Below are 14,452 nucleotides of genomic sequence, written 5' to 3'. Positions count from 1 at the left end.
TAAAGGAGGAAAGCCATGCTTTCATTTACCCAGCCCCTGAAGGGGATGGCAGAATTTGAAGAAATAGAAAAAAGTCTTGAGAAGAACCAGGGAATTGTTCAGATCACAGGCTGTCTGGAGTCACAGAAGGCGCACCTGATCCATGGACTTTCCGGCAAAGCACCCTTGCGCCTTGTGATCGCAGGAGATGAGCGCCAGGCGAAGGAAACCTTCGAGGACCTGCGCTTTTATAATAAGGATACCCTGTTTTATCCGGCGAAGGATCTTTTGTTTTTCCAGGCAGATATTCAGGGAAATCTGCTGATTCGCCAGAGAATGTGTGTGGTAAAGGCGCTTCTGGAGCAGGAGGACCTGACTGTTGTCACAAGCATTGACGGCTGTATGGACTACCTGATGCCCCTGGAAGAAATCGGCAAAAAAGTACTGCATTTTTACGGGGACAGCGTTATCAATATGGATCTTTTGAAAAAGGCGCTGGTGGATCTGGGCTACGAGTGGGTAGGCCAGGTGGAAATGCCGGGACAGTTTTCCGTGCGGGGCGGAATTGTGGATATTTACTGCCTGACAGAAGAGAATCCCTGGCGAATCGAGCTGTGGGGAGACGAAGTAGATTCCATTCGAAGCTTTGACGCGGAGAGCCAGAGGTCCCTGGAAAACCTGGACGAGATCGCCATCTATCCGGCAGTGGAATGGACCAGCGGCAAAAGGCTGGTATCCTTCCCGGATTATTTTCCCAGGGAAAAAACACTGCTGTTTCTGGATGAGCCCAACCGTATTCTGGAAAACGGACTTGGCGTAGAGGAAGAGTACCGCCAGAGCCGTATGCACAGGGAGGAAAAGGGGGAGCAGGATCTTCCGGTACAGTGGCTGTGTGAATTTTCCAAAGTGCAAAAAGAATTGAATAAGTGCAGGGCAGTTTCTTTGTCTGCACTGGAACCGCGGGCTGTGGAGTGGAATTTTGCTCCGGAGAAATTTAATCTGACCGTGCAGAGCGTGACCTCCTACAACAGCAGCTTCGAGCTTCTTGTGGAGGATCTGAAGAAATATAAGAAACAGGGTTACCAGATTGCCCTGCTTTCTGGTTCTCGTACCAGGGCGGAACGACTGGCGAAGGACCTTCGGGAAAATGACCTGAATGCTTTTTACGGACAGGACTATGACCGCCAGATTCATCCAGGCGAGATTATGGTAATGTACGGTCATGCCCGGAAAGGCTTTGAGTATCCGCTGATCAAGTTTGCGGTGATCACGGAAACAGATATTTTCGGTCAGGAGCAGAAAAAAAAGAAAAAGAAGAAAACCTACAATGGAAAGCGAATCCAGGATTTTGCAGAGCTTTCCATCGGGGATTATGTGGTTCATGAGAAGCATGGACTTGGAATTTACCGGGGAATCGAGAAGGTGGAAGTGGACAAAGTTGTCAAGGACTACATCAAGATCGAGTACCGGGACGGAAGCAATCTGTATATTCTGGCAACCCAGCTGGATGCCCTGCAGAAATATTCCGGCGCGGACACTGCCAAGACGCCGAAGCTGAATAAGCTTGGAAACCAGGAGTGGAACCGCACCAAGTCAAAGGTAAAGGGCGCGGTCAAAAATATCGCCAAAGAGCTGGTGAAGCTTTATGCGGTGCGCCAGGAAAAAGAGGGATATGTATGCGGACCGGATACCGTATGGCAGCGTGAGTTTGAGGAAATGTTCCCTTATGAGGAAACCGAGGATCAGCTGAATGCCATTGAGGATACCAAGCGGGATATGGAGAGCACCAAGATCATGGACCGTCTGGTTTGCGGTGACGTTGGCTATGGCAAAACGGAGGTTGCCCTTCGCGCTGCCTTTAAGGAAGTGCAGGAGAGCAGACAGGTTGTGTATCTTGTGCCTACCACCATTTTGGCCCAGCAGGTTTACAACACATTTATCCAGAGAATGAAGGAGTTCCCGGTGCGAGTGGATCTTCTCTGCCGTTTCCGAACTTCTGCCCAGCAGAAAAAGACCATCCAGGATCTGAAAAAGGGCCAGGTGGACATTGTGATCGGTACCCACAGAGTGCTTTCCAAGGATGTGGAGTACCGGAATCTGGGGCTTTTGATCATTGATGAGGAGCAGCGTTTCGGCGTTACCCATAAGGAGAAGATCAAGCAGCTGAAAAAGGATATTGATGTGCTTACCCTGACTGCAACGCCGATTCCCAGAACCCTCCATATGAGCATGATCGGAATCCGTGACATGAGCGTGCTGGAGGAGCCGCCTATGGACCGTATGCCTATTCAGACTTATGTTATGGAGTATGACGAGGAGACCGTTCGCGAGGCAATCGGAAGAGAGCTTCGGCGAGGAGGACAGGTTTATTACGTTTATAACCGAGTGACAGATATTGACGAGGTTGCCCTTCGGATCAGCAAGCTGGTTCCGGAAGCCAGGGTGGATTTTGCTCATGGACAGATGAGCGAGCGGGAACTGGAACGGGTAATGTATGACTTTATCAATGGGGATATTGATGTGCTGGTTTCTACCACGATTATTGAGACTGGGCTGGATATTTCCAATGTAAATACCATGATCATCCATGATTCTGACAAATACGGACTTTCCCAGCTTTACCAGTTAAGAGGACGAATCGGGCGCTCCAACAGGACGGCCTATGCCTTCCTTATGTACAGGAGAAATACCATGCTGCGGGAAGTGGCGGAGAAACGTCTTTCTGCGATCCGGGAATTTACAGATCTTGGAAGCGGGTTTAAGATCGCAATGCGTGACCTGGAGCTTCGCGGCGCAGGAAATCTGCTGGGAGCGCAGCAGCATGGACACATGAATGCAGTGGGTTATGACCTGTACTGCAAAATGCTCAGCGAGGCGGTCAAAGAGGCGAAGGGCATTCACACAATGGAGGATTTCGAGACCACCATTGATCTGAATATGGATGCGTTTATCCCGGATACTTATATCAGCAATGAGTTCCAGAAGCTGGACATTTACAAGCGTATTGCGGGAATTGAGTCCCAGCAGGAGTATGATGATATGCTGGAGGAGCTGATCGATCGTTTCGGTGAGCCGCCGAAAGCTGTTTTGAATCTGCTTGCCATTGCAAGACTGAAGGCTGTGGCTCATCAGGGATATATTACAGAAATCAAGCAGCTGCAAAAGGAAATCCGCATTACCCTTTATGAAAGTGCAAAGCTGAACCCGGAGGGAATTCCGCCGCTGGTTGCCAAATACCGCAGACAGCTGCAGTTCAAGCCGGACAAAGAGCCGAAATTCCTGTTTGCGCCGGTGGGGGATATTGTGCAGGCACTGACGGTGTTTGCGAAGGAACTGATGGAACTGGTGGAAGAGGAAGGAAAGAGCGAAAAGCAGTAGACGGCTGGGCTGTTGAATGCTTTCGGATATTTTGATTTAAAGTAGGCTTTGGGTGGGGAAAATCCGATGGAAATTCGCGAAAATTGTGTGAATTCTATCAGATTTTCCCCTTTCTACTTGCCCTCATGGGAAAAAAGTTTTATACTCTTATTAGCGTGTCCGCATTGGGGGATCATGCCGGCTGTGCGTGGTGACTCAGTGGCACATCAGTGAAAGGGTAATTGGTGATCAATATGAAGAAAATCGTGAAGAACACAACCGTAGTGGCATTAAGTGGCGTAATGGCAATTGGAATGCTTTCCGGATGTGGAAGTAAGTCTATAGATGGAGAGAAGACCGTTGCAACTGTGGATGGCACAGACATTCCTATGGGGGTTGTAAGTCTGTACGCACGTGAGTCACAGGCACAGACGGTTGCCATGTATAAGAGCTTTATGGGAAGTGCTGGAAATATCTGGAGCCAGGTTGTAGACGAAGATGCTGGCACTACATACGGCGAGCAGGCTGTAGGACAGTTCCTGGAGCAGGTTGAGCTGATGTACATCATGAAGGAGAAGGCTGCAGACTATGGCGTTGAGGTTACTTCTGATGATGAGACTGCTATTGCAGATGCAGCAGCACAGTTTATGCAGGACAATGACGAGGACACTCTGAAGGAGCTTGCTGTTTCCGAAGATCAGGTTAAGACTCTTCTGGAGCTTGAGACTTACCGACAGAGAATTTACGATCCGATCCGCAACGAGGCTGAGGTTAACATAACGGATGAGGAGGCACAGCAGTCTTCTTTCAGCTATGTAAGTATTTCCATCAGTGGAGATGACCTTACCGATGATGATATTGCTACCCGCAAGGAGCAGGCACAGGAGATCCTGGATAAGATGAAAGAGGATCCGACAGCAGATATGGGCGAGACAGCCAAGGCTGTTGATGATACTTACAGCGGACTGACCGGAACTATTTTCACAAATGACAGTGATGACGAGGATATTTCCAATTCCTATGATGATGCAGTTGTTGAGGCTCTTAGAACTCTGAAGGACGGAGAGGTTTATGATGAGCTGGTTGAGACAGATACCAACGTATATGTTCTTCGTATGGACAAGGTAAATGATGAGGATGCAACTGCTTCCAAGAAGGAATCCCTTGAGAATACCAAGCGCAGCAACTATTATTCTGAGACAACCCAGCAGTGGCTGGATGATGCAGAGATCACTGTGAATGATAAGGTGCTTGCTACTTTGACAATTACAGATGACCACAGCTTCACAATCAAGGATACCACCGCTGATACAAGCGAGGATGCAGGCACAGATACTGCAGCAGATACCAGTGAAGCAGCTGATTCTGAGGACAGCGAGGCAGCTGACAGCAGCGAGGACACGACTGCAGCTGATGATACAGAAGAGACAGATGCAGCGGAGAGTACAGACAGCACCGATGAGACTGCTGCAGACGAGAGTGCCGACAGCGAGACTGCAAGTACAGATTCTGCTGATACTGCCGAGGAAACAACTGAGGAAAACTAAGAATCGCTAAACGATAATTGAAGTTCTTAGGTAAACGAATGAGAACTGCATAAGTTGGATAACATGATAAAAGAGCCTGCCTGGGGAAGATTCGGGCGGGCTTTTTTGGCAGATGGTGCAGCGCCAGACGAGTTGCCAAGAGTTGATGTTCAAATATCAAATGAAGGAGAAACGCATGAAAAAAATACTTCTCATTGCTACCGGAGGTACCATTGCATCTAAATATACAGCAGATGGACTGGCACCGCAGATTTCGGCGGAGGAATTGCTGGAATATATTCCGGAGGCGAAAGAATTCTGTACCATTGATACGGTGCAGCCCTTTGCCCTGGACAGCACCAATGTGTGTGCAGATCACTGGCTGAAGCTGGCGAGACTGATTGAGTCGAAATATGAATTTTATGACGGGTTTGTGCTTTGCCATGGAACCGATACCATGGCATATACAGCTGCGGCTTTGTCTTATCTTATTCAGAATAACCGCAGGCCCATTGTAATTACCGGAGCGCAGAAGCCTATTGATCTGGCAATTACAGATGCAAGGTCTAATCTGATGGACAGTCTGCGGTTTGCTTCCCATGACCGGGCCCATGGAATTTCCATTGTGTTTGGAGGCAAGGTGATCGCAGGTACCCGGGCGAAGAAGGAATTTTCCAAAAGCTATAATGCTTTTTCCAGCATTAATTATCCGGATATTGCGTCCATCCATGATCAGAAAATTATTTTCTACATTGATGACAAGGACCAGTCTACCAAACCGCTGGTGTTTTACCATGAGATGAACCAGAAGATTTTTCTTCTGAAGCTGATACCTGGAATTGACGGGAAGGTGCTGGATGCCCTTTTCCCGGCTTATGACGGGCTGATCATTGAGTCCTTCGGTGTGGGCGGGCTGCCTCATTATGAAAATGACGATTTCATGGAGGCAATTGGGCACTGGATCGAGGCTGGGAAGCCGGTGTGCATGGCGACCCAGGTTACCCATGAGGGCAGTGATATGGAAGTTTACCAGGTGGGAAAAATCATCAAGGAGCGTTTCCCGGTGCTGGAGTCCTATGACATGACTCTGGAGGCGTCTGTGACGAAGATGATGTGGGCGCTTGGGCAGACACGGGATATGGAGAAATTTAAGGAACTGTTTTATACGACGATTAATCATGATCTGCTATTTTTATAGAAGGAGCTTATACACATGAACAAAAAAGAGATTTCCGAAATCAAGAAGCAGTTTACACCAGCCAACTGCGACATTACCCGCATTTGCGGCTGCTATGTAGATGCTGAGAAAAATAAAAAGACAGAGCTGAAAGAAGCATTTCTTTCCCTTTCCGAGGAAGAGATGTTCAAATATTTTGAGATTTTCAAGAAAACACTTTCCGGTACACTGGGAAAGAACCTGATGAATATGGAGTTTCCATTAGAGGAGGAAAAAGAGGGCGGCAAGCACGAATTCCTCATGAAGCTTCGCAAAAGCAAGTTAAAGGATGACCAGCTGATCGAAAGCTTTTACGACAAAATTATCGAGAACTATGACTACCCGGAGAATTATTACATAATCCTTGTCCATGCCGTATACGATATTCCGGGAAAAACCTCTGACGGCATTGAGATGGACGACGCTTCCGAGGAAATCTACGAGCACATTCTTTGCAGCATCTGCCCGGTGAAGCTGTCCAAGGCGGGACTTTGCTATAATGCGGAAGCAAACCTGATCCAGGACCGTATCCGCGACTGGATCGTGGAAATGCCGGAAAATGGATTTCTTTTCCCGGTGTTTAATGACAGAAGCACAGACATTCACGGAATGCTCTATTACGCCAAGAATGCAGAGCAGCTCCATGATGTTTTTGTGGACGAGATGTTCGGATGCACAGCGCCGCTGTCAGCTGGCGGACAGAGAGATTCCTTTAACCTGCTTGTGGAGGAAACTCTTGGCGAGGACTGCCAGTACGATACAGTTGTGAACATTCATGAGAAGCTGAACGAGATCATCGAAGCCCAGAAGGATTCTCCGGATCCGGTGGTACTTACCAAATCCGAGGTGAAGCGCCTTTTCGAGGACTGCGGCGTAGAAGAGGAAAAGCTGGAAACCTTCGATGACCAGTATGACGTGGCAGCCGGAGAAAAAGCCACCATGGTTGCCTCCAACATCACCAACACCCGCAAGTTCGAGATCAAAACCCCGGACGTTGTCATCCACGTTGAGCCTGAGAAAGTAGAACTGGTCGAAACCCGCATCATCGACGGCCGCAAATGCCTGGTGATCCCCATGGAAGATGTGGAGATCAACGGCATTCGCGTGAGAATGGGCGGTGAGAGCAGTGAACATGATGACTATGATGACTATGAGCAAGCGTTGGAGTAATCTCTGTTAATTGATACGACGTGTATAAACGACATTTGTCAAGTACAGTATAGAAAAGAGGAATCCGTATGACCCTGGCACAGCTTCGCTATGCGATTACCGTGGCGAATTCAAATTCTATGAATGAGGCAGCGCGTACACTTTTTATTTCACAGCCAAGTCTTTCGTCGGCGATACGGGAGTTGGAGGAGGAAATTGGGGTGGAACTTTTCCGAAGGACCAACCGTGGAATTTCGGTAACTCCTGAGGGGGAGGAATTTTTAGGCTACGCCCGTCAGGTGGTAGAGCAGTACGCCCTGATTGAATCCAAGTACGTTTCTAAAGAGCGCACCAAGAAAAAATTCAGCGTGTCCATGCAGCACTACACCTTCGCGGTCAATGCCTTCGTGGAAATGGTCAAGCAGTTCGGAATGGATGAGTATGAGTTCGCGGTCCACGAAACCAGGACCTATGACATTATCACCGATGTAAAGGATTTCAAAAGTGAGATTGGAATCCTGTACCTCAATGATTTCAACCGCAAAGTCCTGGAGAAGATTTTCCACGAGTCCAACCTGGAATTCCATCCCATCCTGGAATGCAGCATCTACGTCTACATGTGGAAAGGGCATCCCCTGGCTGACCGCGATCTGATCACCCTGGAGGACCTGCGCGAGTACCCCTGCCTCTCCTTCGAGCAGGGCACCTACAACTCCTTCTACTTCGCCGAAGAAGTTCTGAGCACCTACGAATACAAACGCCTCATCAAAGCCAACGACCGTGCCACCCTCCTGAACCTAATGGTAGGCCTCAACGGCTACACCCTCTGCTCCGGAATCATCTGCGAAGAACTAAACGGCTCCGACTACTGCGCCGTGAAGCTAGACTCCGACGAGGTCATGACCATCGGCTACCTCGCTAGGAAGGGCACCACGATTAGTAAATTAGGGCAGAAATATCTGGAGGAAATTGCCAAATACAAAGACAAAGCATTACGATAATCCACTCACTTACGCAAACTTCCATTTGCAACTAAAGCTGAACCTAACCACCCACCCACTACACCCCCCCCGCTGGCGTCCACCTTAGCTATAGTTTTATCCTATAACTAGCCCTAACTTTTAAGAATTAACACTTTTACTCCAATTGTGTTATAGTAACCATATCGACGATGAAACACCACTTAAAGGAAAGAGGAAAGACATGTCTTCAATATTAATCCAAGATGTGAGCAAAACCTTCGAAACCAAAGACGGTTCCGTACAAGCCCTGAACCACGTAAGCCTCTCCATTGAAACCGGAGACATCTACGGAATCATCGGAATGTCCGGTGCAGGAAAAAGTACCCTGGTACGCTGTATGAACTTTCTGGAAGTACCATCCGAAGGAAAAGTATTAATAGACGGAAAATCCCTCAGCGAATTTTCCCCAAAAGAACTCCGCAAAGAGCGAGAGAAAATAGGAATGATTTTCCAGCATTTTAACCTGCTCATGCAGAAAAACGTACTGGAAAACGTCTGCTTCCCACTGTACATCCAGGGGAAGAAAAAAGCCGAAGCAAGAGCAAAAGCCCTGGAGCTTCTGGAAATCGTAGGACTGGCAGACAGAGCGAAAGCATATCCCGCACAGCTCTCCGGTGGACAGAAACAAAGAGTGGCAATCGCCAGAGCCCTGGCCTCCGATCCACAGATCCTGCTCTGTGACGAAGCCACAAGCGCCCTGGATCCCCAGACCACATCCTCCATACTTGAACTTTTGCAGGACATCAATCAGAAATTCGGAATCACCATTGTGATCATTACCCACCAGATGTCAGTTGTCCGTGAGATTTGTACTCATGTGGCAATTATGAAAGACGGTGAAGTAAAAGAACAAGGCCTTGTAGAAGAAATCTTCAGCCACCCGAAATCACAGGTAGCCAAAGAACTGATCAGCAAGGATTCTGGAAACGATGTAGAAAGCAAAAAGCTTACCCAGTCAGAAATCCAGGACGGCGAAATCGTTCGAATCGTATTCTCTGAGAACTCCGCATTCGAACCAGTAATCGCAAACCTTATATTAACCTTCCACGAACCTGTAAACATTCTGAAGGCAAACACCAAAAACGTAGGCGGTGTAGCCAAAGGAGAAATGATCCTCCAGTTCATGAGTGACAGTACCAATGTACCGGAGATGAAGAAATTCCTTACAGAACGTGGACTTGAGATAGGGGAGGCGAACTGATTATGTGGACGAAACAAGTAACCGATATGATAATCGCAGGTGTAGGGGAAACATTATATATGACCCTGTTTTCCACCTTCTTCGGATATGTATTTGGAATGCCTCTTGGAATCCTGCTGAAAGTATCCGACAAAGAGGGTCTGCGGCCAAACGCAGTACTATATAAGATTCTGGATGTGATAGCAAACATTTTCCGAAGCATCCCATTCCTGATCCTGTTGATCCTGCTTATTCCATTCACCAGATTTCTGGTAGGAAAAAGCTATGGAACCACAGCCACCATCGTACCCCTTACCATTGCGGCAATCCCTTTTATCGGACGAATGGTAGAGTCTTCCTTAAATGAGGTAGACCCGGGAGTTATCGAGGCTGCAAGATCCATGGGAGCAAGCAATCTTCAGATCGTATTTAGGGTAATGCTGGTAGAAGCAAGAACATCCCTGATCTCAGGAGCTACCATTGTAACAGGAACTATCCTTGGTTACTCCGCAATGGCAGGAACCGTAGGAGGAGGCGGACTTGGAGACATTGCAGTACGTTACGGATACAACCGCTGGCAGACAGACATCATGCTGGTGACCGTTATCCTTCTGGTAGTACTGGTACAGATTTTCCAGACAATTGGTATGTTCATAGCCAACAAGCTGGATAAAAGAAAATAAGCCACAGATTATTTTATAAGAAATGGTATCTGTGAGCAGTAACCAAAATCGATAATTGACAGGAGTTTTTAGTAGCCCCTGTTTATTATAAAAAATGATTGTAATGTAGAAACTAAATATATTTTTCAAAAAACAAGGAGGAAGTTTATTATGAAAAAATTAATCGCAGCAGCACTCACAGGAGCACTTGTACTTGGAACCGTTGGAACATCCGTTGTATTCGCAGCAGATGACGACAAAACCATCACAGTAGCAGCTTCCGAGACACCTCATTCTGAGATTCTTGAGGCAGCAAAGCCAATTCTTGAGGAAGAGGGATATGACCTTGAGGTAACTGTATTTGATGATTATGTACAGCCAAACGAAGTTGTAGAGAGCGGAGATTTCGATGCAAACTACTTCCAGCACATTCCATATCTGAACAGCTTCAATGAGGAGAAAGGAACCCACCTTGTAAACGCAGGCGGAATCCACTATGAGCCATTCGGAATTTACCCGGGAACAAAATCCAGCCTTGATGATATCGCAGACGGCGACACAATCGCAGTACCGAACGACACCACAAACGAGGCAAGAGCGCTTCTCCTTCTTCAGGACAACGGAATCATCACTCTGAAAGATGGCGTTGGTCTTGAGGCAACTGTAAACGACATTGAGGAGAACCCATACAACGTAGAGATCGTTGAGCTTGCAGCAGAGCAGGTAGCACGTGTTGCAGAAGAGACTGCTTACATTGTCCTGAACGGAAACTATGCTCTTCAGGCTGGCTACTCTGTATCCAAAGATGCACTTGCATACGAGACCTCTGATTCCGAAGCAGCAAAAACCTATGTAAACGTAATCGCAGTAAAAGAAGGAAATGAGAACAGCGACAAGATCAAAGCTCTTGTAGACGTATTAAAATCTGACGAGATCAAAGACTTCATCAACAAGAAATATGACGGCGCAGTTATCCCATTTGATGACAGCGAGGACGCAGCAGATGAAGCTGACGCAGAGGAAAGCACAGAGGCTGAGGCTGACGGAGATGACGCAGAGGCTGAGGCTGATGCAGAAGCAACAGACGCTGAATAATCTGCTTCCGTTACAGAGTATTTTCCATAATAAGAAATGAAGCGCAGGCAGACTGGAATCCCTGTAAAACAGGTGTATTCCAGTCTGTTTTTCCCCGTGTAAAAACAGTTGAAAAAGCGCTGAAAATCTGCTATTATAGAGACGAATTTTTTAAGGTATCGAGGTGAGGCCTATTGAAGAAAAATGAATGGAAAAATCGCTATATCTGCCTTTTTCTTGGCATGATACTGGCGATTTTATGTATCTTTTTCGCCAGCATGGAGGCGAAGAGCATTCTGCATGTTTCTGATCTGATCCCGGCCTCCGCTTCTTTGATATCACCGGAGTTTTCCAGAAGTACCCACACCAGTGCCGAAGAACTGACAGGAATCAGGCAGGTGTCTGTGAGACTGGAGGCGGACCAGCGCCTTCGGCAGAATGGGATGACAGGAACAGAGCTGGTGATCATCATGCTTGCAGTTCTGCTGGCGAATACCGTATTTTATAAAGAAAAGAAACGTCTGCTTACCATAAATGACGCGGATGGAAGAAGATTTATTATCTGTTACATCCACCACCAGGACGGGCAGAAACACTGAAGACCATATTCTGTTGTTTGATTGCTGCAGGACTCGCAGTGATCATTTTCCATGTAAACACAGATATGATCGGAGGTAAAACTATATGTTACTTAATATATTTATAGGAATAATGATTGTGGCAGCCATTGGAGTGGGACTCTGGATGGCATGGTTCGACAGTCATGGAGGAAAGAAATAATGGCACAGATTTTAGCAGTAATTATTTTCCTGGCGATGTTCATTCTGATCATCACAGAAATCTGGGAAAGACACATTGTTACTCTGGGATGTGCGCTCCTTACACTGGTTCTTGTATTTGGCCTTTGTATGCACAGTCCCTCAGCAATTATTGAAACACTGAACATACATAGTATTTTCTCGTCGGGATTCTGGCACACCGCAGGGGAAGCAAGCGAAGCTTCCGCCGGAATCAACTGGGAGACTATCGTGTTCATCGCTGGTATGATGATCATGGTAGAAGGTATGGCAAAATCCGGATTTTTCCGCTGGTTATGCATGAAGATCGCGAAACTGGTAAAATACCAGATCATCCCGATCTTTATCACATTTATGCTCCTGTCCTTTGTACTGGCAATGTTTATTGACAGTATTACCGTTATCCTGTTTCTGGCAGCAGTTACCGTAGAGCTTTCACAGCTGTTGAAATTCAATCCGGTACCGATGATCCTGGCAGAAATTTTCTGCGCAAACCTTGGTGGATCCGCAACTATGTGCGGAGACCCGCCGAACATTATCATTGGAACATCCCTTGGATTTTCCTTTGCAGACTTTGTAACAAACACCGGTTTGATCGCATTTATCGCACTGGTTCTGGTAGTAATTTATTTCTACTTTGTTTTCCGCAAGGAGCTTACAGAGAATGCAGGCAAGATCGATCCGTCTACTCTGCCGGATCCTTCTGAAGCAATCACAGACAAGAGAGGTTTTATCATCAGCTGGATCATCTTCCTCTGCGCAGTTGTTCTGCTGGTAAGCCATTCACAGACAGGACTTACCGTATCCTGCATCGGTGTATTTATTGCAGCAGTGACACTGATCACAGCCGGCAAGGATGCACTGGAGCTTCTGAAAAAGGTTGACTATAAGACCCTGTTGTTCTTTGTCGGACTTTTCGTAGTAGTAGGCGGTCTTGAGCAGACTGGCATCCTTACTATCCTGGCTGGATTTATCGGCAAGGTAAGCGGCGGAAACCTGAAGGTAATGATCGCAATCATCATCTGGGTATCTGCAGTTGCAAGTGCATTTATTGACAACATTCCGTTTGCAGCTACCATGATTCCGGTTATCGACAGCCTGGCAGCAGCACAGGGAATCGATATTTCCATTCTTGCATGGGCTCTTGCAATGGGTACTGATATCGGCGGAAGCGCAACCCCAATCGGAGCTTCTGCAAACGTAGTAGGAATCGCTACCGCAGCCAAGAGCGGCCACATGATTAAGTGGGGCAGATACTGCAAAGCTATGGCACCGGCTACGATCATCGTAATCTTTGTATCAATGTTTATGATCTATGCAAGATATTTATAATGCCAGATTGGATTGCGGAAGCAGCTCAGCTGGTCCGCAATCCGCGGCATGAAACTATGGAAAAGGAGGGGATACCATGAAAACACAGAAACAGGTGATCATTTCCATCGGACGAGAGTTCGGAAGTGCGGGACATGAGATCGCAGAGCGAATCGCCAAGCGCTATGGACTTTCCTTATATGATCACAACCTTTTGAGAGAGGTGGCAGACAGCCACAACGTAAGCAGCGAGGAGCTTGAGATCTTCGACGAGATGAAGCACAACAAATTCCTTTACCGTACCGTTAAGGGAATGAGCAGTTCTCCGGCAGACAACGTTGCCCTCATGCAGTTCAATTTCCTTCGGGAAAAAGCAGAGAAAGGCGAATCCTTCGTAGTAGTAGGACGCTGCTCTGAGACCATCCTGAAGGACTATCCGGGACTGATTTCCATTTTCGTTCTTGGAAATATGGAAGACAAAATCGCCCGTATTTCCCGTCTTTATGGAAAAACAGAAAAAGAAGCAGAACGTTTTATCAAAGAGAAAGACAGAAAGAGAAAGAAATATCATGACAGTCACTGCAAGACCAAATGGTCTGAGACTCATACCTATGATCTGAGCCTGAACAGCAGTACACTTGGTATTGAAGGAAGCGTTGATTTCCTGTCTGAATATATTGACAAACGAATAGCGAGAATGAAATAAATGGTCAGAGGTTCTGTCAAGACGCACACAGCTGTCATGACAGGACCTTTTTGTCTACAGGAGGAAAACATGTTTACAGATGACGAAAAAGATTACCTTATGCGTATCATTAAAGAAGTAGCTCGTGTGCTGGCAAGCGTAATGCTTGGAAAAAAATATGTGCAGGTAGAGCTCCCGGTAGAATCCAAATACCAGATTTCCGGTGATAAGCTTCACCATCTGAAAACAATGGTGGACAATGGGGAAATCAACGAGGCGGAGAACGAGCTTCTGGACAGAATCGATTATTCTGACAAGGAAGACCTGGCAGAAGCCATGTTTTTCTACGAGTATGCAGCATCCAAAGGGGATGAATTCCTGGAAGCCCACAACTACTCTTTGGAAGAGGTTAAGGATGGCCTGCAGCAGCTGGCCCAGGACGCTGGCTATGGCAACATTATGAATATGTTAGACATTGGATAAGAAGGAGATTA

General features: G+C 47.0%; 12 protein-coding genes. All 12 read left to right on the top strand.

What is annotated here, in order from left to right; translation table 11 throughout:
- Positions 1-15: 15 nt before the first annotated feature.
- Entirely contained in the window at positions 16-3,357 is a 3,342-nt protein-coding gene (mfd, locus tag OCV70_RS11040) for a transcription-repair coupling factor (RefSeq protein WP_173767032.1), read from the top strand.
- Between the two features lie 233 nt (positions 3,358-3,590).
- Positions 3,591-4,883 carry an FKBP-type peptidylprolyl isomerase gene (locus OCV70_RS11035; RefSeq protein WP_173767030.1) on the top strand — a complete coding sequence of 431 codons (1,293 nt, stop codon included), beginning with the start codon at positions 3,591-3,593 and terminating at the stop codon, positions 4,881-4,883.
- A gap of 175 nt (positions 4,884-5,058) precedes the next feature.
- Positions 5,059-6,060 carry an asparaginase gene (locus OCV70_RS11030; RefSeq protein WP_021924377.1) on the top strand — a complete coding sequence of 334 codons (1,002 nt, stop codon included), beginning with the start codon at positions 5,059-5,061 and terminating at the stop codon, positions 6,058-6,060.
- 15 nt (positions 6,061-6,075) lie between these two features.
- A complete protein-coding gene (locus tag OCV70_RS11025; protein ID WP_021924378.1) occupies positions 6,076-7,248 on the top strand; it encodes a DUF4317 domain-containing protein in 1,173 nt (390 codons plus the stop codon).
- Between the two features lie 68 nt (positions 7,249-7,316).
- Complete coding sequence (locus tag OCV70_RS11020) at positions 7,317-8,228, top strand: LysR family transcriptional regulator (RefSeq protein WP_173767028.1); 912 nt, start codon at positions 7,317-7,319, stop codon at positions 8,226-8,228.
- A gap of 202 nt (positions 8,229-8,430) precedes the next feature.
- Entirely contained in the window at positions 8,431-9,450 is a 1,020-nt protein-coding gene (locus tag OCV70_RS11015; RefSeq protein WP_117849364.1) for a methionine ABC transporter ATP-binding protein, read from the top strand.
- A gap of 2 nt (positions 9,451-9,452) precedes the next feature.
- Positions 9,453-10,112, top strand: a complete 660-nt coding sequence (locus OCV70_RS11010; RefSeq protein ID WP_117849363.1) for a methionine ABC transporter permease — start codon at positions 9,453-9,455, stop codon at positions 10,110-10,112.
- A gap of 150 nt (positions 10,113-10,262) precedes the next feature.
- A complete protein-coding gene (locus OCV70_RS11005) occupies positions 10,263-11,186 on the top strand; it encodes a MetQ/NlpA family ABC transporter substrate-binding protein (protein WP_173767026.1) in 924 nt (307 codons plus the stop codon).
- A gap of 173 nt (positions 11,187-11,359) precedes the next feature.
- Positions 11,360-11,764: a hypothetical protein gene (locus OCV70_RS11000; RefSeq protein ID WP_173767024.1), complete on the top strand. Its 405-nt coding sequence runs from the start codon at positions 11,360-11,362 to the stop codon at positions 11,762-11,764.
- 180 nt (positions 11,765-11,944) lie between these two features.
- Entirely contained in the window at positions 11,945-13,294 is a 1,350-nt protein-coding gene (locus tag OCV70_RS10995; protein ID WP_021925246.1) for an ArsB/NhaD family transporter, read from the top strand.
- 76 nt (positions 13,295-13,370) lie between these two features.
- Positions 13,371-13,979, top strand: a complete 609-nt coding sequence (locus OCV70_RS10990; protein ID WP_173767020.1) for a cytidylate kinase-like family protein — start codon at positions 13,371-13,373, stop codon at positions 13,977-13,979.
- Positions 13,980-14,048: 69 nt separating this feature from the next.
- The gene (locus OCV70_RS10985; RefSeq protein ID WP_173767018.1) at positions 14,049-14,441 is read left to right on the top strand and encodes a DUF6483 family protein; all 393 of its coding nucleotides are present in this window, start codon (positions 14,049-14,051) and stop codon (positions 14,439-14,441) included.
- The last annotated feature ends 11 nt before the right edge of the window (positions 14,442-14,452 follow it).

The organism is Blautia acetigignens, assembly GCF_025566865.1.
In the GTDB taxonomy this organism is placed as follows: Bacteria; Bacillota; Clostridia; order Lachnospirales; family Lachnospiraceae; genus Blautia_A; species Blautia_A acetigignens.
This window is presented reverse-complemented; position numbering and strand designations above follow the sequence as displayed.

Excerpts from the sequence above, each read along its gene's own strand:
- mfd (WP_173767032.1), top strand. The coding sequence starts at position 16 with ATGCTTTCATTTACCCAGCCCCTGAAGGGGATGGCAGAATTTGAAGAA.
- OCV70_RS11035 (WP_173767030.1), top strand. The coding sequence starts at position 3,591 with ATGAAGAAAATCGTGAAGAACACAACCGTAGTGGCATTAAGTGGCGTA.
- OCV70_RS11030 (WP_021924377.1), top strand. The coding sequence starts at position 5,059 with ATGAAAAAAATACTTCTCATTGCTACCGGAGGTACCATTGCATCTAAA.
- OCV70_RS11025 (WP_021924378.1), top strand. The coding sequence starts at position 6,076 with ATGAACAAAAAAGAGATTTCCGAAATCAAGAAGCAGTTTACACCAGCC.
- OCV70_RS11020 (WP_173767028.1), top strand. The coding sequence starts at position 7,317 with ATGACCCTGGCACAGCTTCGCTATGCGATTACCGTGGCGAATTCAAAT.
- OCV70_RS11015 (WP_117849364.1), top strand. The coding sequence starts at position 8,431 with ATGTCTTCAATATTAATCCAAGATGTGAGCAAAACCTTCGAAACCAAA.
- OCV70_RS11010 (WP_117849363.1), top strand. The coding sequence starts at position 9,453 with ATGTGGACGAAACAAGTAACCGATATGATAATCGCAGGTGTAGGGGAA.
- OCV70_RS11005 (WP_173767026.1), top strand. The coding sequence starts at position 10,263 with ATGAAAAAATTAATCGCAGCAGCACTCACAGGAGCACTTGTACTTGGA.
- OCV70_RS10995 (WP_021925246.1), top strand. The coding sequence starts at position 11,945 with ATGGCACAGATTTTAGCAGTAATTATTTTCCTGGCGATGTTCATTCTG.
- OCV70_RS10990 (WP_173767020.1), top strand. The coding sequence starts at position 13,371 with ATGAAAACACAGAAACAGGTGATCATTTCCATCGGACGAGAGTTCGGA.
- OCV70_RS10985 (WP_173767018.1), top strand. The coding sequence starts at position 14,049 with ATGTTTACAGATGACGAAAAAGATTACCTTATGCGTATCATTAAAGAA.